General features: G+C 48.2%; 13 protein-coding genes, 1 tRNA gene and 2 pseudogenes. 5 read left to right on the top strand and 11 right to left on the bottom strand.

The genetic code is table 11. The features are described 5' to 3' along the window. Positions 1 to 50: 50 nt before the first annotated feature. On the bottom strand, positions 51 to 1304 hold the full coding sequence (locus H6585_02810; protein ID MCB9447260.1) for a T9SS type A sorting domain-containing protein: 1254 nt from the start codon (positions 1302 to 1304) through the stop codon (positions 51 to 53). A 331-nt stretch (positions 1305 to 1635) separates the two neighbouring features. Then, on the bottom strand, positions 1636 to 3387 hold the full coding sequence (locus H6585_02815; GenBank protein MCB9447261.1) for a T9SS type A sorting domain-containing protein: 1752 nt from the start codon (positions 3385 to 3387) through the stop codon (positions 1636 to 1638). 290 nt (positions 3388 to 3677) lie between these two features. On the opposite strand from H6585_02815, the gene H6585_02820 reads away from it, so the two are divergent. Together H6585_02820 and H6585_02825 are read left to right on the top strand one after the other, a co-directional pair. Beyond that, on the top strand, positions 3678 to 4472 hold the full coding sequence (locus tag H6585_02820) for a hypothetical protein (GenBank protein MCB9447262.1): 795 nt from the start codon (positions 3678 to 3680) through the stop codon (positions 4470 to 4472). A gap of 3 nt (positions 4473 to 4475) precedes the next feature. Further along, a complete protein-coding gene (locus H6585_02825) occupies positions 4476 to 5210 on the top strand; it encodes a serine hydrolase (GenBank protein MCB9447263.1) in 735 nt (244 codons plus the stop codon). Here H6585_02825 and H6585_02830 read toward each other — a convergent pair. The 7 genes and pseudogenes from H6585_02830 to H6585_02860 all read right to left on the bottom strand — a co-directional run bounded on the left by H6585_02830 (position 5189) and on the right by H6585_02860 (position 13229). Continuing rightward, positions 5189 to 6543: pseudogene (locus H6585_02830) on the bottom strand (IS3 family transposase). The gene H6585_02825 and the pseudogene H6585_02830 overlap by 22 nt on opposite strands. Positions 6544 to 6655: 112 nt before the next feature. After that, a pseudogene (locus tag H6585_02835) lies at positions 6656 to 8218 on the bottom strand (DEAD/DEAH box helicase family protein). Positions 8219 to 8368: 150 nt separating this feature from the next. Next, the gene (locus H6585_02840; GenBank protein MCB9447264.1) at positions 8369 to 8875 is read right to left on the bottom strand and encodes a hypothetical protein; all 507 of its coding nucleotides are present in this window, start codon (positions 8873 to 8875) and stop codon (positions 8369 to 8371) included. 3 nt (positions 8876 to 8878) lie between these two features. After that, positions 8879 to 9547, bottom strand: coding sequence for a DUF3800 domain-containing protein (locus tag H6585_02845; protein ID MCB9447265.1), 669 nt, complete (start codon positions 9545 to 9547; stop codon positions 8879 to 8881). Next, entirely contained in the window at positions 9540 to 10880 is a 1341-nt protein-coding gene (locus H6585_02850; GenBank protein ID MCB9447266.1) for a restriction endonuclease subunit S, read from the bottom strand. The genes H6585_02845 and H6585_02850 overlap by 8 nt, the downstream gene beginning before the upstream one ends. Then, positions 10877 to 12949 (bottom strand): N-6 DNA methylase, encoded by a 2073-nt coding sequence (locus H6585_02855; GenBank protein MCB9447267.1) that lies wholly within the window; start codon positions 12947 to 12949, stop codon positions 10877 to 10879. The genes H6585_02850 and H6585_02855 overlap by 4 nt, the downstream gene beginning before the upstream one ends. Continuing rightward, entirely contained in the window at positions 12939 to 13229 is a 291-nt protein-coding gene (locus tag H6585_02860; protein ID MCB9447268.1) for a helix-turn-helix transcriptional regulator, read from the bottom strand. Before H6585_02860 ends, H6585_02855 begins: the two co-directional genes overlap by 11 nt. A 653-nt stretch (positions 13230 to 13882) precedes the next feature. Here H6585_02860 and H6585_02865 point away from each other — a divergent pair. After that, positions 13883 to 14230: a four helix bundle protein gene (locus H6585_02865; GenBank protein ID MCB9447269.1), complete on the top strand. Its 348-nt coding sequence runs from the start codon at positions 13883 to 13885 to the stop codon at positions 14228 to 14230. 299 nt (positions 14231 to 14529) lie between these two features. Here H6585_02865 and H6585_02870 read toward each other — a convergent pair. Continuing rightward, a tRNA-Arg gene (locus tag H6585_02870) sits at positions 14530 to 14601 on the bottom strand. Between the two features lie 317 nt (positions 14602 to 14918). Here H6585_02870 and H6585_02875 point away from each other — a divergent pair. Then, positions 14919 to 16973, top strand: a complete 2055-nt coding sequence (locus H6585_02875) for a PrsW family intramembrane metalloprotease (protein ID MCB9447270.1) — start codon at positions 14919 to 14921, stop codon at positions 16971 to 16973. Positions 16974 to 17718: 745 nt separating this feature from the next. After that, positions 17719 to 19062, top strand: a complete 1344-nt coding sequence (locus H6585_02880; GenBank protein ID MCB9447271.1) for a hypothetical protein — start codon at positions 17719 to 17721, stop codon at positions 19060 to 19062. A gap of 296 nt (positions 19063 to 19358) precedes the next feature. Here H6585_02880 and pbpC read toward each other — a convergent pair whose 3' ends face one another. Continuing rightward, positions 19359 to 21734 (bottom strand): penicillin-binding protein 1C, encoded by a 2376-nt coding sequence (gene pbpC, locus H6585_02885; GenBank protein MCB9447272.1) that lies wholly within the window; start codon positions 21732 to 21734, stop codon positions 19359 to 19361. Positions 21735 to 21738 lie beyond the last annotated feature (4 nt).

Below are 21738 nucleotides of genomic sequence, written 5' to 3' on the forward strand. Positions count from 1 at the left end.
AAAAAGGCCACCTGTTTACAGGCAGCCTTTTTTTATGAGCAATGCTGATCTTAGTGTGAGATCACCAGTTTTTCTTTCTGGATGTTCACGCCGTCGTACACCGACAGGAAGTAAACGCCTGCAGGAACAGAAGCCACATCCAGTGTAAGGCTGTTGGAACCCGCATCTACCACCTGTTCTTTTGTAATCATGGCTTTGCCAATCATATCAAAAAGTTGGATGGTGCAGTTCACCTGTTCGGGTGTGTTGATGGTCACCGTTACATTCTGGTTGGCCGGGTTTGGGTTGGCTTTTACCTCGAACTGAGCGGCGTCGATTGTGATGACCGCGTTCGGATCGGTTTCAACCGTTTTCTGTGCACAACCGGATTTGTACGGAGCATTCAGGATGCAGTACCTGGAAGGACCTGCGCCGCAGTCGTTCACCGAGCGAACATATACATGCAGTGTGGTTCCGTTCTGCACATCGAATACACCATTGGTGGCTGTCCACGAGGAATTGTTGTAGGACATTTCGAATCCGTATCCGTTGGCCGGGTTTTGCATCACAAACCTGACAATACAACCGCCGTTGAGGTTGGTGGAGGTGTAGTTGGGTTGTGCGGTGGGCGGGCTGGATGTCCTGGGAATGCTTACCGTGGTGGGTGCGGAGTAGAGGCTGCACTGCGGGATTTGGTAGCGCACCGTTACATTCACGTTTCCGTTCCAGGAAGGCGAGCATTGGATGGAATTGCTGGTACCGTTGCTTGCTCCCATGTATGCGTTGGTTGCAGACCATGCATAGGTAACGTTGTATGGGTAATCCGTGGGTACGCCGGCCGGTGTGGATACCGGGTAGCTACCGCTGTTGTTCGTACACAAAGATTGGGGGGTGTAGATGATCCCGGGCGTGGTTTGGAAACCGATCTTGATATCATCGATCGTCCGGGTTTTGGTCCCGGTGAAAGGGAAATTGAGATAGCCCCACGTGTATTCTACCTGAACCCAGCCGGTAGCACCGTTGGTGGTTGTCCAGGTGACGGCCTGGTTCTTTTCGCTGATACTGGGTGTTGAGTATGGCGTTTCGTATGTATAGGTAATGGTATTGGTTCCCGTAGATGTAAATACGCCGTTTGCGCTGCACGTCCATTTGATCTGTTTGACCCACTCACCTAATCCGTCGGCGGTTACTTCACTTAAATAGGTGACAGTGGATCCCGGACAAACGTTTTTCGCGCTGGGATTGCTTATCAAAGAAATATCAAATGCGAATGCGTGCGTGACTGCCATAAACAGCAGACATGTAAGTGTCTTTAAGTGTTTCATTGTAATAAGATTTTATGGCTCATTTCAGATGAGCGGCTGTTGCATCTTGTGGGGATGCAAATCCCGCTATGCCGCTTCCGGCGCCTTATGCAGACATTGCATAGCAAAGGTACATACAAGAGGTGCTGGTACTTTTCGCTATTATGTGAACGCGGCCATCAAGTGAGCGAGTGATGAAAATGGGGAAGTGAATGATGCAGCATACAGCATACAGCATACAGTGGGCGTTGTAGTTCTCGGGCGTTCGGGCATGGATTGTACAGTGAAACGCATTTATGATTGGGTTGGGGGGAAGCTACTCTTGCTCTTGCCGTTGCTCTTTTCGTTTGGTTTATTCCCGCTTTATTATCCGGAAGTACTGTGTTCCTATCCGGATGAAATAGATGCCTTCGGGGAGACCATTCAGGTGAATGCATTTGCAGGCGTTGTGTTTGGTTCGGATGAGTAGTCGCCCGGTTCCGTCACGCACTTCGATATCGGCGGGAAGTACGTTCTGACCATCGGAACTTATGTACACAACATTTTCGGCCGGGTTCGGGAACAGCCTGATCCGGTTTCTGTTCGGGCCTGGATTTACGGATGTATGCACATTGGTGGAGCAAACGGTGTACATGCCGGACGTAAAACGATCTTTTGCCGGAATACCCAGCTGGTTATAAGGTGCAGGTGTGCCGATGGAGGGCCATGTGTAAAGTGGAGGATAAAATTCCGGATAGGATTTCAGGTAGTATGAGCTGTCCGGAAGGTTTGAGGTGTTGGTGGGTGTGATCGTGCCACGTACATTGTTGCCGTATTCCAGATGACCTGCTCCGTTGAGTGCATATTGACCTTTCAGGAAACCGGTGTTTGTGATCTCGTTGCCCACGAAATTCTGGTAGTTGCTCGGAGGATTGTTGTTCATCACAAGGCCGTACAATTCGGCCCGGTTGCGAAAAAAAGTGTTGTAAGGGCCGTTGATGCCATGCGAATCGTCGATAACGATGTTCTGAATGATGTTGCTTTCGAAGAGATTGGCGTATGCGTAGTTTCCATGCAAGACGGCGTCTCCGGATGCGTTGTCGGGAAACGGGAACTGGTCCCAATTCGGGTTCAGGGAATAGTTATACCCAACCACATTGCCGTTGGAGCCTGCCTGCAACAACATTGCATGGCGCAGAAAATTGAAGATGTTGTTTTGCACCAGGCATTCTCCCGATGTATATTCCAGCACCACCCCATATCCGCGCCCACCTTCTCCGTAGTCAAAGGCATGATGGAAGTAGCATCCGCTGACCAGCACGTTGGATGAGGCTGAAATGTTGATGTGCGCGTAATTGGCCTTGTCGCTTTCCAACCCCGCTACCCAACATTTCACAGCATAGGTGAATTGAATGTTCGATGTTTGGCCGGTTGTAACATCCATCCGCTCGATGCGGAAGCATTCAAATCCAGCATACCGTGCGGGGAGCATCTTGATCATCCGGGGATGTTCGGAAAGTGCATAACTTTTTCGCAACGGACTGTCAAGATGGATGCGGGTACTGTCTATTGACAGGATCCGGACGATCTGTCCGACCGAGCCATACGCCCAGGATGAAGTGACAAGGGAACTGTCGTTCTGAACAATGCGGATGTAGTCTCCGGGTGCCAGTCCTGCAACGTTGTCGACGGAAATGAAACTGCTGTCTTTCTCCGCAGGTTGCGTGAAAAACGCATGCACTTCCGATAAATAGCCCTGTACAGTGAAAAGATCCTGGTTGTTGCCCGCAAGGTTGAATCTTAAACAGGTGGAGTCGGAGGAGGCGCCCCTGATTACCACGCTGTCGGGTATGGTGAATGCGGATGTGAACAGGTAGGTGCCCTCGGGGAAATAGATCACGCCGCTGTGTCCTCCCAACGACTGGATGGCATGTTGCAATGCTGAATTGTTTACGGTAACGCTATCGCCGGTTCCGCCGAAGGAGGTGATGCTCACCAATCTGCCGTAGGATGGGATGTTTCCCCGGAATCCCGCCAGGTTCCATTGCACCCTGCGCGACGCAGGGATGATCTGTGCCCCGCAGGACAGGGAGAAGAACAAGAGGAATGTGATGATCCTGTACATGGTTGTTCGTTTGGATCAACATGTCTTCGGATGCTTATTTAAAGTTACGGAATTATTTATGGCAAGGGCAAGCGTATTCCCCTCCAACCCAAATCTTAAAGGCGTCTATCTGTACAACCCATGCCCGAACGCCCAAGCGACCACAACGCCTACTCTTGCTCTTTCAATCGTATATCCCGGTCTTTTGTAAACCCGGATATTCTGTTCATGAACTTGCCTGTTACTTCCTGTCATCGGTGAAATAAATTTCAGGATTGAACCTATCCTAATTTCACCAACAATCAATCATCATGAAAACAAAACTTTGGATTTCCGGTATCATGCTTGCATTTGCAGGAATGGCGCAGGTGCATGCCCAGGACTATACCATTAAGAATATCATTAATGGGAATACATCAACCTATTACGATTACACCACCATCAAGGACAATGGCGGGACTTACCGCGGCGGACTTCTCTATAAAAAGAGCACTTCCTACCCGCAATACGGAACAACCGGTGATTTTACGCTGTATTCCAAAAACTCGCCCCTTACTCTTTCCACCAGTGATGGCAGCCGCATATCCCTCAATCCCAATGGCGGAAATGTGGGCATTGGAACGTTCTCTCCATCTTATCCCCTGGATGTGGTGGGCGTTGCCAACCTGATCAAAGGGTATTACGGGGTGGCGCTTCGTGTAAACAGTGCAGAGGCATTGTGGTACAACGGTACCTATTTCAGCTGGGGTTATGATGGAAGCTACAACTACTTTGCCGACCCCATCACGATTGGTACCACATCCAATCCGGGTGCCTATAAACTGGCTGTGAAGGGAAAGATCCGTGCCGAGGAAATCGTGGTGGAGACGGGCTGGGCCGATTACGTTTTTAAGAAAGATTACAAGCTGCGTACGCTTCCGGAAGTGGAGTCATTCATCTCTGAACACGGTCACCTGCCCGATGTTCCTTCCGCAGAAGAAGTGCAGAAGAACGGAGCCAGCCTGGGAGAGATCAATACCAAACTGCTGCAGAAGATCGAAGAGATGACGTTATACATGATCGAGATGCAGAAGGAAATTGAAGCACTCAAATCCGCAAAACAGTAAGCCATGAGAAGAATCATACTTTGTGCGCTGATGCTCTATGCGGCAGGTGCACAGGCGCAGTTCAACAGGCTCTACAGCGGCGATGCGTCCCAGATTGATCAGGCCGTGTCCGCCTATATGTCGGCCAACAACATCAAGGGCTTTTCCGTGGCGGCGGTCAAGAATGGCAACATCGTTTATATCAAAGGATACGGCAAGTCGGATGTGGCCAATAACATCAACGCCGACGAATGTACATTGTACCGCATCGGTTCGATGTCGAAATTCATCACCTCCGTATTGGCCAACCAGTTGTTTGAAATGGGTTACATGTCACCCGATGATGATATCCGGACCTATGTTCCGGAGTTCCCTGACAAGGGCAAAACGATCACCGTCGGCGACCTGCTGTCCCACACGGGGTGTATCCAGGACAACAGCTCCACGAATACGTCGTACATGAATGCCAATCTCTCGTACAATCCCATTGCGGCGCTTGATATCTTCAAAGATCAGCCTTTGCTGGGATCATGTACGGTCGGAGGCAGCATCGGTAATTATTCCAACTGGGGTTATGACCTGCTCGGAGCGGTCATTGAGCGGGCCGGCGGAGAGCCGTATGAGGCCCAATTGTATAACCGCATCATCAAACCGTTGAACCTGGAAATGTTGCAACCCGAATACTTCTGGAGTGTGCGTCTTAAAACAAATCCGGACAAAAGGCGATCTAATTTAAGTCATAGATTTAACATTTGCTGACGGTGGTATTTTCTTCTTTGTTTCATGGTTCTTTCTTTGATTTGTTTTCGTCTGGCCAGGATCTGTTTATCCCTGCCGAAGAATACGTCGGCAGGGGTGAGATTTTCCAGTGATTCATGGTATCTACGGTTGTTGTAATATTCAATGAACTCAGCCAGTGCCTGGCGCAACTCATCGGGTGAATAGTAGTTGTCCAGCTTGATCACATTCTTCATGGACTGATGCCAGCGCTCGATCTTTCCCTGGGTCTGTGGATGACGGACTCTTCCGCGCACATGCTTGATCTCTCTGTCCTGGAAGAAGTCAGCCAGGTCTTTGGCGATGTAACACGGGCCATTGTCGCTGAGTACTTTGAGAGACTGTGTGGTTTTGTCAGGAACCACACCGGTGATCTCAATGGCCTTATCGATATTGCGCTGTACGTCATCGGCTGCCATGTTGGTGCATAGTTCGGCATGGATCACGTAGCGGGAGTAATCATCCAGTACCGTGCAGAGGTAATACCATCCCCAGTGTCCCACTACTTTCAGGTAAGTGAAATCGGTCTGCCACATCTGGTTGACCCGGGAGGTCTTGTCTTTGTACTGGTTGGCAGCATGATCCACCACAAAGGCCGGTGCAGTGATCAGCCCTCTTTCTTTGAGAATGGCATGCACGCTGGACTCGCTGATATACCAGCCCCGGTGATCTACGATGTGCCAGGCCAGTTCTCTGGATGAGAGGTCTTCCATGTCCAGGGCCAGCTCTACCACCTCCTGGCGTTTCTCATCGGGGATCCGGTTCCACTGGCTTCTTGCCGCCCGCTTCTTGGGAGCCAGTCCTTCAAACCCTTCCCGCAGATACCGGTCGTACCAGTCATAGAAAGTCGCCTTGGGAATGTCCAGCTCTTTCAGGGTGGCCCGTACGCTCAGATCACTGTTTTCCACTATGGAAATGATCTCCATTTTCTCTGATTGACTGTATCGCATATACCGCTGCCTTTTTAAGCGTCCCCACTCAAACTTTTTTTTAGGACCCTATTCTGCAGGGTGAGCTCGGCGACCACTTCTTTCAGCTGGCTGTTCTCCTTGCGGAAATGATCCACTTCGGTGGTGTTGGCCTCTCGGAGGGTATCTCCTAAAAGCCGTTTCTTACCGGCTTCCAGGAAGTCTTTGCTCCAGCGATAGTAGAGGTTGGCGGCAATACCTTCACGGCGACATATCTCTGAAATGGATAGCTCGCCCTTGAGGCCTTCCAGTACGATTCTGATTTTCTCCTCAGCGGAGAACTTGCGGCGGGTCCTGCGTTTGATCTCACGGACTACCGCTTCGGGACTTTGATCTTTCTTTTTCATGTTTGGACTGTTTTTCAAGGTTCCGGTTTTTTACCTTGAAAGCTAGCTTTCAAGGTAAAAAACTGTGACTAAACTATTGTACCTTAACAGTCCGAATTTTGCTTACGCTGGACACGCTTATCATTTCTTCATGCTGCACACCGCTGTTGCTTCTGTGGATCTCATCAATCAGAAATGCAATTCTCATTTTGGATAGCTTCTTTACAACTGAAGCATCCAGAATATTGTCTACCGAAGTGAACTTTTGCAGGTTGACAACTACAATGCGTTTGTCGCTGCTGAGGGCAGTGATGAAACTTTTCTTGTCGGTGGCTTCAATGAACATCCCTTTTTGAATATTCATGTTGTGCAGTTTGGAATCCAACTGGTCCCTAAGCTGCAACCTGTCCACTACCAACATCACTTTATCATAGACATACTCACCCTCTTTGCGAAGGTCTTTGAGTTGGAGTGCTGTCCAGCCAATGATATTACTTTTCCCGAACCCTGCTGCGTACTGCATCAGGAGGGAATACACGGTTTTGTTGTTTTGGTATTTCTGCCTTTTGGCAATCAGTTCTTTTATCTGCCCTTCGCCTATGCCTTTGGCTCTTAGTTCCGCTTCCAGTTTTTTGATGAAGTAGTCCTGTTCATCTTCATGCTCCAGAAACTCATTGATTTTGGCCAAGATTTTATCTGTACCGAATTTCTGCTTTGGTCTTGGACTTATCAGCCTACCGTCATTGTGCTTATACTCCTTGGTCTTGCTGCCTTCTTTCTTTATCAGTTCCCGTTCTATGAAGTTGTAGTAGAGGATTTCTTTCTCTATCATCTTCTTATCGTACAAGGCTTTGAAAACCTCCTCAAATCGTTCCGTTTTAGAACCTTCACGGTTTTTGAGTGGGTAAGGCTTGAAGTCTTTTAAAACCTTCTTTTCGTACTGCTCAAAATCATAGCTGCCATTCAATACCGTGTTTTTGATTTCATCAAAATGGTTGGAAATATTGCGGATGACATAGGTTTCGGCAATGTCCGTAGAAGTGATGTGAATGGCCTTTTCAAAGATTTTGAGAAAGTCTTTGCGGATGGTTTGCGACAGGTCGTTTTTATCGGCAATGGTGAGGTATTCCTGAACGGCATTGAGGTAGTCTTTCACTACCTTCATTCGTCCGTTCTTCATGGAAGTCTGGTTGTTCCAATTACTTTTGAGTTCACTATATCCTAAAAAGATACCATTGAGGAAAAAGGACAAATCAGGACGGAAAGAGAAATACTGCTTTCCTTCATACTTGAAGGAATAAGGAAGTTCCTGAACTACCGAAAAGATGTTCTGCTCAAACAATTTGTCTTCCTCAAACTCACTACCGCTTGGATAGAACAAATGCAGTTTAACACCCTCAAAGGTTACTGACTTGTTGGTATTGATGAAAACAGCCATGTTCATGGATGATTTTATCTTCTCGTCCAGGAACAGGGTAAAAGCGTTTAGGAGGTCTTTTTCGCTCGGGAACTTCTTGAGCAATTTTTTGTAGTTGCCCTTATTCAGTTCGGTTTCCGAAATGAAATGCTTCAGATCCTCAATAATGAAGAATTGAGGCGAAACGGTGTTTGCCTTGGCTTCCTTGTAGCGAAGACCGTCAGGTCTTTCGCAAAGGAAGTTGATGAGGTATTTATCCTGTAAGTCTAACTCTTTCATACTACTTGCGTTGTGTGGGAGGGTGCATGAAAATGAACCTTAGGCTTGGAAAATCCGTTTTCATTGCATACATTTGCAGCGAGTTCATCTTTCATTCGAAAGAAGGAAATCGGAAAACGCAAGCCAAGAAGCTCTGCGTTTTTTGCTTTTTTAGTGTATCTCATTCAGCCTCCTCTTATATTTTTTCAAAATTTTATCCCTTTGTGAATCCTTCCCCTGCAAATGGTAGGCAGTAAGGAGGAAATAGACGTTTTGGGCTGGTTTTGGTTCTAAAACCACCACGTATTTCTCCGGTATGTCATAGATGTAAGTCCTGATTCCTTCCGGCTCTTTTACCGAAAAATGGAGCATATCTTCCTGTTTGCGACAGTCTATATGAAAACGTACCCAATGAAGCCTTAGGCTTCTATGTATGTCAAATTCCCTTGCCCGTGTTGCCTTGTCCACTATCACGGTAGTGAGGTGGGTGAACAAGGTGGCCATTTCAATCGCCCCATCCTGAGGAGTTGGGGTAATTTGAATATTGCGAAACCGTAGGTTGGGATTGTTGGTAAAGTCACGGTCGAAAATGCCCATGAGCGACTGCCTTCTCTGGTGTTCGTTGAACCCTGCCAGTTCCAATAATTGATTGTATGTCTTTAACAGATTAAATGGCATGGCTTACTGTAATTCGATAAAGAATAGGTTCAACTTCCCGGAATAATTGGTCTTCATCAGACTGTCGCCTGAGTGCTGCTGTATTTTCCTGATTATATGGGCTTTGGCCTGATTCTGCTTCGCTTCATTATTGTGCTGGTAGCTGATAGCACCCATCATAAAGTCTGTCAGTTGCATCAACAAACTCTCATGCGAACGGATATTTTGCACATTCCTGAATACGCCAAATTTGGTGTTCAGAATGTCTTTCAGCTTATTCACCTTATAGGCACTCAAAGTATCTTTTATGTCCAGATACACATTGTAGTTGTAAAGGCTGTTCAGGTTGTGATTCAAGAGGTAGTAATACATTTTGTAGTAGAAATCATCATACGAACACCCGAAGGCTTCATTGTTGATTTTGCTTTTGTCCACACCTACGGTTCTAAACTTCAGGTCAGTGGCAAAGAAGTACTCTACCAGTTCCATGTAGAAATGAAACTTGGACTTGGAAACGTTAGTCCACTTAATTTCACCATAGAAATGGTGCTTTTCCTTTATCTCCTTGATTTTCTCCGTATGCAGCTTTATCTGATTGTAAGCCACACTTATTGAACCTAAGAACATGTACGGTTTGTGGTCATGCTCTATATGGCAACTTTCGTCACAATATATGTTGAACGTTTTACTCATGGCTTACCTTGATTTTGCCCGTTACCACATCATTGATGAGCGTTTTGCGAAGCTCTCTGAGGGTGGTTATCTGGGTTTGAATGTTTGTGATGATTTTGGCGATGGTGTCCAGTTTGGCATCCAAAAATTTTACGATTTCATCTTGGGCTGAAAGCGTATCAGGGATGTACACCAAAAAGTCGTTGACCTTCTCCATTTTCAAATTGATGCGGGTGAAACCTTTGCCCTCCACAATTAGCAACTGCCTGTAATAATCGGATAGCATCAGGTAGTTCAGGAAGTAGGGGTTGGTTTTACGAGGGTTTACCCGATAGCCTTTGCAAAAGCTGTTGAGGTAAGTTTCCTCAATATCTTCCGCTAAGGCTGCTGATTTGCCAATATCTTCATAACCTTCTGAACTCATCAGGAAGAAAATATCGCCCTTTCTTACCCGATTCTGCTTTTCGCCTTCATAGACTACTACCGTACCCAAATGATCTCGCTTCAAATAGGTATTGTTCGCAATGTTGGTGAATGGTATAAAGCCTTTGTTGTCCGGGTTATCGTCCTGGTTAAAATCATCACCGCCTTTGCCCGAAAGACCGCTATACAATGCTCCTAAATCTTTGAGGCGGTATCTGAGCCAGCTTTTGGGTGTAGTGAAACCAAGCTCATTGTTTTTTAACTCTGTATTTTTATCCAGCCCCTTTGTAACCGTTTCATTAATCAGGCTTTTACGCAACTCCTGATAGTAGCCTATTTTCTTTTCCAGTAGGCTTACTTTCTTGTCAATGGCTTGAGTCTTGGTGTCGAGGTATTCAGCGATTACGGTTTGTTCTACTATAGAAGAGGGGTAGGTTATTAGTGTACTTCCTAATTCTTCCTTATTCAAATGTGGCTGTGCTGCTCGAAGTGATGTTAAAACAAGCTGGTCTTTGAAAACATACTGGCTAAGTAAGCAATAGGATAAGAATTTAGGGTATATCTTGTTTTTATCGGGAGTAAAAACCATGTCATAACCAGAAACTGCACCTTCAAATTCTTTAGGTATCATAGCACTATCACCAGTGTATGCACCGCTCCGTACTACAATGATTTCTCCTTCTTTTAGAATTGGTTTTCTTTCGTATGGCAAATCGTCTGGATCGACCAATATCAAATTTTCTGAACTAATGCGTCCAGAAAAAATATTTGTTGCTCTAATGATTGGTAACCCGTTCTCAAGTTCATGGGGCGGCTGTCCTAGGCCATACCGGATAACCCCCATTGATTTTACTCTGTTGACAAACCAATGACTTGGACAAACATCCAATGACAGTATTTCTGTTTCCTTGTATGATTCGTACCGCATCATAGGTTAACTATTTCTTTTTCAAGATTTGCCAATTTTTCTTCAAGGTCTTCCAAATCCTTATTGATGGTCGAAACTTCCCGTAGCTTCTCAGGAGTGTAGAACACCTTATTGAAGTTAATTTCCACCCCAATCACATTGTCCACATACTCAAAAGGCTTGGTTACATACTTGGCCATGAAATCGGCTATCCATTGCTGGTTTTCTGTTTCGTCCGGTGAGTAGGGGATAATTTCATAATCCTTTTGCAGGTCTTTGGTCAGCTCTACCGTAATGGCTATGTAAGCTCCTTTGGTCTTGGTGGATTTCTTGTAGGCAGCTCTGATAACGATTTTGCCACAACCCAATTCGGTTTGTTTGCCTCCTGTTTCCTCTATGATGGTGTCTTTGTCTTCATCATACCAGTAGGTTGCTTTCTTGGTTACTACTTTGAGTTGCTGCTCCTTGTAGTCCAGGGCCGCAATGTTGGGTTTTACCTCCTCATTGAATCTTACTTCTAATGACTTGTATTTGGCTTTATCAAAGTCGGTGATTTCAAAATTGTCGATGGTGGTAGTACCTGCCTCATCATGTACGGTAATCTTTACCGGATTGAGTTTGATGAATTTTTCTTCTACCATTTCACCTGCCCGGTTTTCCTTCATGGGCATTTCAAGGAAATTACCGTTTACATCCACATTGGTAAGCATGATGCTTTGGCGGTTGTAATAGAAATGCCATTTGTCGAACACCTTGCAAAAGGCATTGTCCTGAAATTCGGTGAAGGCTTTTACAATCTCAGCCCTGTTATCAGGGTTCATCTGCTTGCGCTTCTTACCCTTGCTTTTCTTGAGCGGTTCGTAAAGCTCACTGGCATTGATGAGGATTACTTTGTCTTTGCGGTCGGCTGGTTTGTTCTTGTTGAATGCCCATAGATAGGTGTAAATGCCCGTGTTGAAAAATTCATCTGTAGGCATTTGAATGATGGCTTCCACCCAATCATTGTCAAAGAAGTGCTTGCGGATGGCGCTTTCACCGCTTCCTGCATCACCACTAAACAATGTAGAGCCATTGTGAACGACTACTGATAGGCCGTCATTGGCTAATTGATACAAAATGTGCTGTGTGAAAAGGAACTGCCCATCTGAGATAGAAGGCAGGGCTACAAATCGCTCAGTAGTATCGTTTTGAATGTCTTTTTGGTAGCCTTTCCAATCCACACCGTAAGGTGGGTTGGCTACCACTATATCAAAGCGTTTCTCGATGAATGAAATGTTGGTGAGGGTATTTCCGTATTTGATTTCGGAATCAGCCCTGAAACGGCTTTCAATCTTAGCCAATGCGTAAAGGCTATCGCTCCAGTCTTCACCGAATGTTTTGGTTGGGCGTTTGAACTTTTCTTTGATTTTATCTTCTACACCAAAGAGTAAGTTTCCACCTCCGCAAGTAGGGTCATAGATGGTAAGGAACTTGCCATTGTCTTCAATCTTGGAGGCAATGAGTTCGGAAATCAATGAAATGATGTCGTCAGGGGTGTACTGTTCCCCTGCGGTTTCTGCTGAAATGTCTGCCCACTTGCGTTTGATGTGTTCTTCAAGGGTGGTGATTTCAGAGTTGTTGAATGGGGTAAGATCAATTTCGCTCCACGCCTTGAGTGTTTCAAATAAGATGCGCTTCTTTTTAAGCTGACCGCTTACGCCCGAAATGTCGAGGAACTTTTCTTCCTCTGTGCCTTTATCTACCCCTAACAAATACTTGGTTTCCGGGTCGAATGATTTCAGGTAAGCATGGAAGTCAATGTCAAAGGTTTTGTCATTCTTACAAATGTCTTTGAGTGTTTTGCCCTTGCGGATGAGGTAGTCGTTATATCCTAATCCTTCGAGCTGGAACATTTCTACGAAATCATCAATGTTGTCTTTGCCAATTTCTTCTTCTAATCGGCTGGCTTCTCTAATCAATCTACTTTCGACCATGAGCAGGGCGAAATAGGGCATCATGTATTTGGGGAAATCACTCTGTTTGATTCCTGCACCAATCAATAAATCGGCTGTGCGCCAAACGTCTGATTCGTATTTGAGGATATTAATGCTCATCTTTCTTTATCTCTTTTAATGCGGTTTTTAATGCTTCACTTGCCTGTGGCTCGTCTTTGACTAAATCTATTATCTGGTCTGCCAGCCAAATCCTGAGCAAATCAGATAAGTTGGCATGAAGCAAAGAGGCTAACTGCTCTACCTGTTCCCGTTTAGCTTTCCGTTCACCACGTTCAATTTTGCTGAACATAGGGGTGTCTATTTCAAGACTGGCGGCTAACTGCCGTTGCAACAATCCCTGGCTTTCTCTTAGCTCTCTTATTCTTTCACCAAATCGCATGACCTGTTAATATATGACTTGTCAAATTATGGCTAATATAGGAAATGAAAACGTTAGTAAAAGCAAAAAGTAGTGGTAAACTGATTTCAGCATGTTGAGGAAATAGAGGATGCTGAATACCCTCAAGTGGGGTGTTTATCTAATGACTTTCTAAAGTTGAATCAGCAAGAATTGCGGTAGGGTCTTTATAATTACGGTCGATTAAATGCTGAGCCATATCTAAAAATTCTGAAAAGATGTTGTAAACACATTAATCTCCCCGCCCTGGTTAAACCTGCCGAACTGTACGGCACGGCCTTTTCGGGCAGTTCAATGACTACATCCACATCATGCTGAAAGGCGTTGGCCCCACGGAAATTGCCCTCTTTGGTCGTCTGGAAGACATAGATGCCCACCTTCGCTCCTCCTGCGTCGGAGCTACGGTGGGCGAGGAATGACTTGCCCGGATTGCGGACCAAGACAGCAACTGCATACAGCAACAGCATACAGTTCGGTACCCGATAATTCCCGCCTTCAGGTGGAAATGGTTTGTTTCTTAAGCTGAGCATGTGAGCCAATGTGCGCCCTAAAATTACTCCGGTGACTTTTTACATCCCTTTGTTTCCATTGCATTCCGGGAAATCCCCAGCTTTGTCCCAACGCAATCACACACAATGTTCGATTTTCAAAGACTGGACGTTTACCACAAAGCCAAGCAATTGCACAAAGATGTAGTGCAGTTTCTGAAAGAGGCCAAAACTGACTCGGTTACCAATGACCAATTGAAGCGCGCTTCGTTCAGCATCATGCTGAACATTGCCGAAGGCGCCGGCCGGTTCACCAAACGTGATAAGAAGAACTTTTTTATCGTGGCAAGGGGCTCCGTATTTGAATGCGCTGGGATCTTTGACTACCTCCGGGATCTCCATCCTAAAGCGGAAGGTTCCTGCCAAGACTTTCTAAACAAGCTGGAAGAATTGTCGAAGATGCTTTATAGCATGATCAGGAAATTGTCGGAATAGTTAAGGTCAGCAACTGCATACTGCAACAGGGCCAAAAACAACAAGAGCATAAGCCAACTCGCGCTCACTGTATGCTGTTGCCGTATGCTCTTGCTGTTTTAGTAGCCCCGGAGAGGGCCGACCGTTAAGAAAAAGCCCAGTGGGCTTTTTTAGGGAGGAGCCAGCATGTAGGGCAAGCTCCCTCCGGAGAAGATTTTCAGCATACAGCAACTGCATACTGCAACAGGGCCAAAAACAACAAGAGCATAAGCCAACTCGCGCTCACTGTATGCTGTTGCCGTATGCTCTTGCTGTTTTAGTAGCCCCGGAGGGAATCGAACCCCCACCAAGAGTTCCGGAAACTCTCGTTCTATCCATTAAACTACAGGGCCAGTTTCAAGGTGCCAATTTGTGAATGTGGCAATTTGAAAATGGTGTGCCCGTTCGGAGCCGCCTACAGGCAGACCTGAACGGAGGGCAAAAGTAGAAAAAAAACCACAGATCCGTAACACAGGCCCGCCGTTCGGGTATGTGACGCCCAGTGCCTATATTTGAGTTTGCCTCGCCCGCCATAGCTTCAGCGAAGGCGGGTGGTTACTGACCATTTACGCGACCGAAGGGAGCACTTTACCACTTACGCGACCAACGGGAGCCACTGACCGCGCAGCATATTGACCCAACTTGAAACTCGCAACTTGAGACTCGCGACTTGAAACTTGAAACTCTATACATCCAGTTCCGCACCGAAACCATCGCCACCCTGGTGCTGGTTGCCGCGCTGCTGGGCGTGAACCTTTTCCTCAACCACGAGCCGTTCTCCACACCCGACGAGGAAATTGCTTTCGGGCAGGCAAAGGAGCAACCCTACCTGGAGGCGGAAGGCTACCAGGGCCTCATCCAACACGAACCACATAACCTCCAATATCACCTCCGGTATATCGAAGCGTACTTCCGCCAACCCTACCAGTGGACCTCCCTCGACGGCACTGCACATACCCGCGACGAAGAGGCCATGGCCCTCCGCTATACCCACATGACCGTTGATCCCGACCCGCAAACACGCCTCGTCGGTTACTTCGGGGCCGGTGCCGTTCGCGTGATGCGGGAAGATTATGCCACCGCCCCCATCACCCTCAGCAACATCAGGGATCCGTCCGTGCCATGCGTATCTTACCTCCGCGGCAGGTGCTTCTACCAAACCGGCTTCACCGCCAACGCCATCCGCGACCTGAAGCATGAACTCTCGCTGGACAATGGCTACCACGCCGCTGCGACCGACCTGCTCGCACGCATCTACTACCAGACCGATCAGTACGACAGCCTCCTGGCCCTCAACCGCTCCCCGCATACACAACCCTACATGCCCCTGGGTATCCTCAGCAATGTGTATTTCGAACTGCACGATTTCCTCCGGTACTACCAAACCCAATTCCGCATGATGGCCCGCTCCATGACCACCGTCGGATGGATCGCCGCCACCCTGGTCATGCTCACCTGGCTGGTGTTTCTCATCCGCGTGGACATCTACGAAAAGGAAAACCTCTTCAACCTCGCGCTCACCCTCGTCCTGGGTATGGTGTTTTCTTTCCTCACCTTTATCCTGTCGGATTTCCTCGGATTCTACCTCCACATGGGGCTCACGGGCAACCTCCTCAACGACCTGCGCTATACCATCCTCGGCATCGGACTGGTGGAAGAGGTGGTGAAGTTCCTGCCGTTCCTGCTCATCCTTTTGGTGCGCTCCGGTGCTGTGAACAACCCGTTCGACTACATTCTATACGCCTCGGTGTCGGCCCTCGGCTTTGCGTTTGTAGAGAACCTGATGTACTACGATGGTACCCACCTCACCATCATCCACGCACGTTCCCTCACCGCCGTGCTGGGCCATATGTTCGATTCCAGCATCGTGGCATACTGCATGGTGCTCTCCAAATACCGCTGGAAAAAGATGCCCATGTTCGTAGGGGTGGTCATGGGATTGCTGATTGCCGCTGTGGCGCACGGACTCTACGATTTCTGGGTGTTCAACCGGGCCATGGTGATTTTCTACCTGTTCTTCCTGGCATGTGTGCGCCTGTGGATCACCTTCATCAAGAATGCCCTCAACCAGTCGCCCCGCTTCTCCTATGAACTCCAGGTGAACGCCGACCAGGTACGTCATTTCCTGGTGGTGTCACTCACCGCCATCCTTGCCTTTGAGTACTTTGTTAACGGGTGGGAGTGGGGCGCATTCACCGCCAACCAGGCACTCCAAACCGCGTTCATCCAGGGCAGCTTCCTGATCCTGTTGCTCGGTTCACGCCTGAGCCGCATCAACCTTGCACAGGGTTACTGGAACCCGCTTCGCTTCCAGCTCATCCCCCAGCATCCCATGAAGGTGCAAAGTGAAGACCTGGTGGGTATGCGTGTGTTCATCCGTCCACTCAAAGGAAATATCCATCTGGAAAACAATATGCCGGGACCCGTTGAAGGTCGCATTGTGAATGCCCTGCCGCTGGATGCGGTTGACAAGTCATTCATCGGAGCTGGATCCCAAAAGAAAACAGGTCGTCAGTGGTTGGTGGTGGAACTCGACAATGCCCTGCCCCTGGAACCGGCAGATACCCGCCACGTGCTCATTCGTTTCCTTCGTAGTGTGGATGCCCGCTCACAGGTGATGTCGGTGTTTCATTTATTGACCGTCACCCGGCTGACAGATGGAGGTGTGGAAGGCGCTGAAGACAAAGGTTGGGTGCTGGTGGAAGGAGAAGAGGGGAGAGGGTAAGAAGGTAAGGAGGTAAGGAGGTAAGGAGTGAATGTGACAATGTAATGATGTGGCAATTTGAAAATGATGCTTTGCGGTGTAGGTGAGCTTCGGAGCGGGTAGGGAGGTTGGTGGTCAATAGTCAATGGTCAATGGGAGTCGCACGTCATTGACGCGACCGGAGGGAGCACTTTACCATTTACGCTCCCAACGGGAGTACCTTGCCACTTCCGCGACCATCGGGAGCCATTGACCGCGCAGCATACTGATTATTGATCTTCCATGCCTCAGATATCCGCCTGCCGCCCATTCGTCATTCGCAATCCGTCATTTGTAATTCCCCGGGGCACACGCGCTCCCCTCCCCGGATCAAGTTCGTGAAATTCCCATTCAGGTATGAACGAAAGTGATGTGAAATCATACCCGGGTAAGAATAAGCGGCGATTTGATAATGTGCCAATGTGACAATTTGAAAATGATGCTTTGCGATGAAGGTGAACTTCAGAGCGGGTGGGGAAGTCAATAGTTAATAGTCAATAGTCAATAGTTAATAGTTAATGGTTAATGGTTAATGGTTAATGGTTAATAGTTGATAGGAGTCGGCTGTCATTGACGCGACCGAAGGGAGCACTTTACCATTTACGCTCCCAACGGGAGCACCTTGCCACTTCCGCGACCACCGAGAGCTTCCGGCTGTGAAGCGCATGTGGTTTTATTTTTTATCTTCATCCGGATTTATGTTGTCTGTTAACTAATACATGTTCGTATGAATTCTCTTGGAATTTTCCTGGTGATCGTGTCGATTACCCTTTTGCTGGTGGTGCCGTTGTTTCGCAAGTCGGATAAGCAACAGCGTGAAAAAGGCGGTGTGTCAAACATCTGGCAATCCCTTGTGAGTTTGCTTGCAAATATCTCCAATAGAATCATCGGAGGGTTATTCGTTGCAGGTGCGGTACTGATCATCCTGCCGTTCCTGTTCTTCTGGGCCGAACCCGGGTACCAGTATTTCCTTGTATATCCAACCGGAACAAATAGTGCCATCATGACCGAGGGTATCAAATGGCGCGGGTTTGCACAAATCATTCCGTGGCAGAAGTTCATTGATGTGAAAGTGGTGGAGTCAGGTGAGGGCATCGAAGAAATTGAAGGTGTGATGTCGCCCATTCCCATGCGTTTTATCGACCAGGTGACGGCAACCGCCGAGCTGTCTACACGCTTTCAGCTGCCCGCCGACGAAGCCTCATTCATTGAACTGGCCATTGAGTTCCGCTCACTTCAGAACCTGGTGCAAAACACCTTGATTCCGACCGTACGGGAAGTTGTGAGCAACACCGGTTATATGTTCGCCGCACAGGATTATATATCCGGTTCCGCTTCTGACTTCAGGGTGGCCATTGACGACCAGCTGAAATACGGAACATATAGCGTGGAAAAAACCGAATACAGGGATACCGTCGTCGTGCCCATCGAACAGGAAGACCGCACCATCAACGAAATACGCACGCGTTACGAAGTGAAGAAACGCATGGGTAAGGACGGACAGGTGCTGCGTATTCCCCACGACATCATCCAAAACAACATCATTGTTGCGCAGGTGATCGTGGATGATGTGGTGCTGGAAGAGGCCTTCAAGAAGCGATTGGAAGCCCAGCGGGACGAGTCCGCCAAACGCCAGCTGGAACAACAGAAAATCAAAACGGCAAAAGATGCCCAGGCCCGTATCATTGCGGAAGGTGAGCGCGACAAGGCCAGCGAACGGGTCACACAGGAAAAAGAGCAGGTGAAGGCGCTCATCGCTATTGAAACCAAGCTGAAACAGGAAGAGACCAACCGGAAGCTGGCAGAGATCACCCTGCAAACCGAAAGACTCAAAGCGGATGCGGAGAAGGTGAAGGCTGATGCTGAATCCTATAAGAATGCGAAGCTTGTTTCCGCCGGTCTGACACCACAAGAGAAGGCAACCTTCGAAAAGGAAACCGCCATCGGTGTGGCTTCCCAACTGGCCAACATCCAATTCCCCACCACCATGATCATCGGCGATTCCAAAGGAGGAACCCCGCTTGAATCACTCATCGGTGCAGCCATGGCCAAGCAGCTGTTGCCGAAATAGGATGGCATGTGTTGATGTGCCAATGTGATAATTTGAAAATGATGCTTTGCGATGAAGGTGAACTTCGGAGCGGGTGGGGAAGTCAATAGTCAATAGTTAATAGTTAATAGTCAATAGTTAATAGTTAATAGTTAATAGTTAATAGTTAATGGTTAATGGTTAATGGTTAATAGTTAATAGGAGTCGGCTGTCATTGACGCGACCGAAGGGAGCGCTTTACCATTTATGCTCCCAACGGGAGCACCTTGCCACTTTCGCGACCATCGGGAGCAACTGACCGCGCAACGTACTGACCATTACCGATCCCGCCCGATGATCTCGAAACTCTTTTTTAATTCTTCACCCCGCTGATCTACCAGGGTGATCACATGTTTTCCTTCGGGTGGACTTATGGCCATCTGATGGAAGTCGCTGGTTTTTCCCAGGTACGTTTGGTCAAGGTACCAGTAAATGACCGCATCTGCTTCGCGATGGGCTGCTTTGAATATGGTGGCGCCCATGTTACCATCCAATTCACGGGGTACAAAAATCCTGGCGGTGTGTCGGGGATATACAAGTTCCATGGATCGGTGTGTTTCATCTGAACTCATGTCGTTCAAACAATCCGATCGGTAAGGGGGAAGGGTTTGATATTGACTGCTGGTTTTCTTATAGTACCATTCCATGGCGGGAGGAAGTACAAAACGGGATTCGTTGATGAAGTCACCCTCCTGTTCACAGGAAGCATGTACCTGCCATTTTCCATCTCGGGTGATGTGTGCGATCCTGTGATATGGACATGCGGAAAGCCGTACGCCTGACTTTGGAACCGTAAGGGTGTCGGGGATACCGCACAGAGGTGTGGACCGGTACCCGCTTTCTTTGCATGTGGTGATTTTTTCGAGGTCATCCCAGGGTGTATCAAACCATGCTTCACCATGGGGAAGTATCCGGATCAGATCAAACAGGATCGGGGCTGCGGCTCTCAGACCGATGAGTTCCGGACGCCCCTCGCCATCCGCATTGCCCGTCCATACTCCCACTACGTAATCCGGTGTGACACCAATGGCCCATCCGTCTCGAAATCCCAGACTGGTTCCCGTTTTCCAGGCCACCATCCGCGAAGATGCGAATTCCCTCCATGCACCCTCTTCTTCGGGACGTTCCACATCCAGCATGGCGTTGAATGTTGTCCAGATCGCACCTGCACTTAGATGTGACCCATTGAGAAGCATGCGCTTGTTATCTGTGGTATCCGGGAGGTATCGGAGTGTGTGGTAATCACCGGGGTCGTATTGTCCGTTGTTTGCTCGGAAATGATTCAGCGTGCGTGCCATGGAAGCATAAGCACCCGCGAGGTCCCATAAGCTGGCTTCGGCACCACCCAGAATGATGGAAAGACCATAGTGTTGTGGTGAACGGTTGAGTGTGGTGATGCCGCAGCTTTGTAAAATATGATGAAATTTCTCGATGCCGAATTGTTGCAGCATCAGTACGGCGGGAATGTTCAGCGATTTGGCCAAGGCCCGGTGGGCAGGAACAGCTCCCCTGTAATCGTTGTCGAAATTGGTGGGAGCATATCCGCCGATATTAATCGGGATATCCGGCACAAGCGTATTTGGCAGAATATCACCGGATGTGAGCATGGAGGCATAGAGGAACGGTTTGAGTACACTGCCCGTGCTACGTCCTGCAGGTATTACATCTACCTGCCTGCCATGGTCGTCTCCGGAAGTACCTTGTTCATTTCCGATGTATACCTTCACGTCGCCGGAATTGACATCGGCGATCAGTACGGCTGCATTGTAGATTCCGTTTGCAGCCAGCTCTTTTCCGTGACGTTCGACAATGTCCACTGCGTGCAACTGCATGTCGAGTTGCACATGAGTGCGGTACCTTCCGGGACCGTGTTCAAGGTGGATTCTGTTAAGGAGATGCTGGGCGATGTGTGGCAAAGGAAGCGGGCGGTTCGGTGTGGTTTCAAGGGCCGCTAGTTTAGCTTCTTCGGCTGTAATGTCGCCATGTACCTGAAGCTGTTGCAAAAGCCTGTCGCGCTTATTCTGCAAAGCCTTTTTATTCCGTCCCGGAAACAACAGGGAAGGAGCATTGGGTAAAACGGCAAGCACGGAGGATTCGGCCCATGACAATTGGTCCGGGCTTCGGCCGAAATATCGCCATGACGCAGCTTCAAGGCCGACTACATTTCCACCAAACGGGGCATGGGAAGCATAGAGACCCAGTATCTCGGTTTTGGAATATCGCAACTCCAGCCTGATTGCCATGCAGATCTCAATGGCTTTTTCCCATATTGTACGTGACTTTCCCTTCCTGGACAGGCGTATTACCTGCATGGACAATGTGCTGCCTCCGCTTACTTTGTGGCCTGTCTGCAGGTTCTGTTTGATGGCCCGAGCTAAGGCAAGCGGGTCTACACCGGGGTGACGGTAAAATCTCTTGTCTTCAAAACAGATGATGGCCCGCCGGAATTTCTCGGGCACCGAATCACCTGGAGGAAACCGCCATTGACCGTCTGCAGCTATTCGTGCGCCCATCAGATGGCCATCGGTGTCTTCAATAACGGTTGATACCGGGTCATCAAACAAGGGTTCTGGCAGGCATGTCCAAAACAGGTAAAGAGCAACTACACTGCATGCGACAATGATGCGCCACACCCATCTCCTGCGTCCTGCCATTGCA

The sequence above is a fragment of the Flavobacteriales bacterium genome (assembly GCA_020635855.1).
Classification (GTDB): Bacteria; Bacteroidota; Bacteroidia; order JACJYZ01; family JACJYZ01; genus JACJYZ01.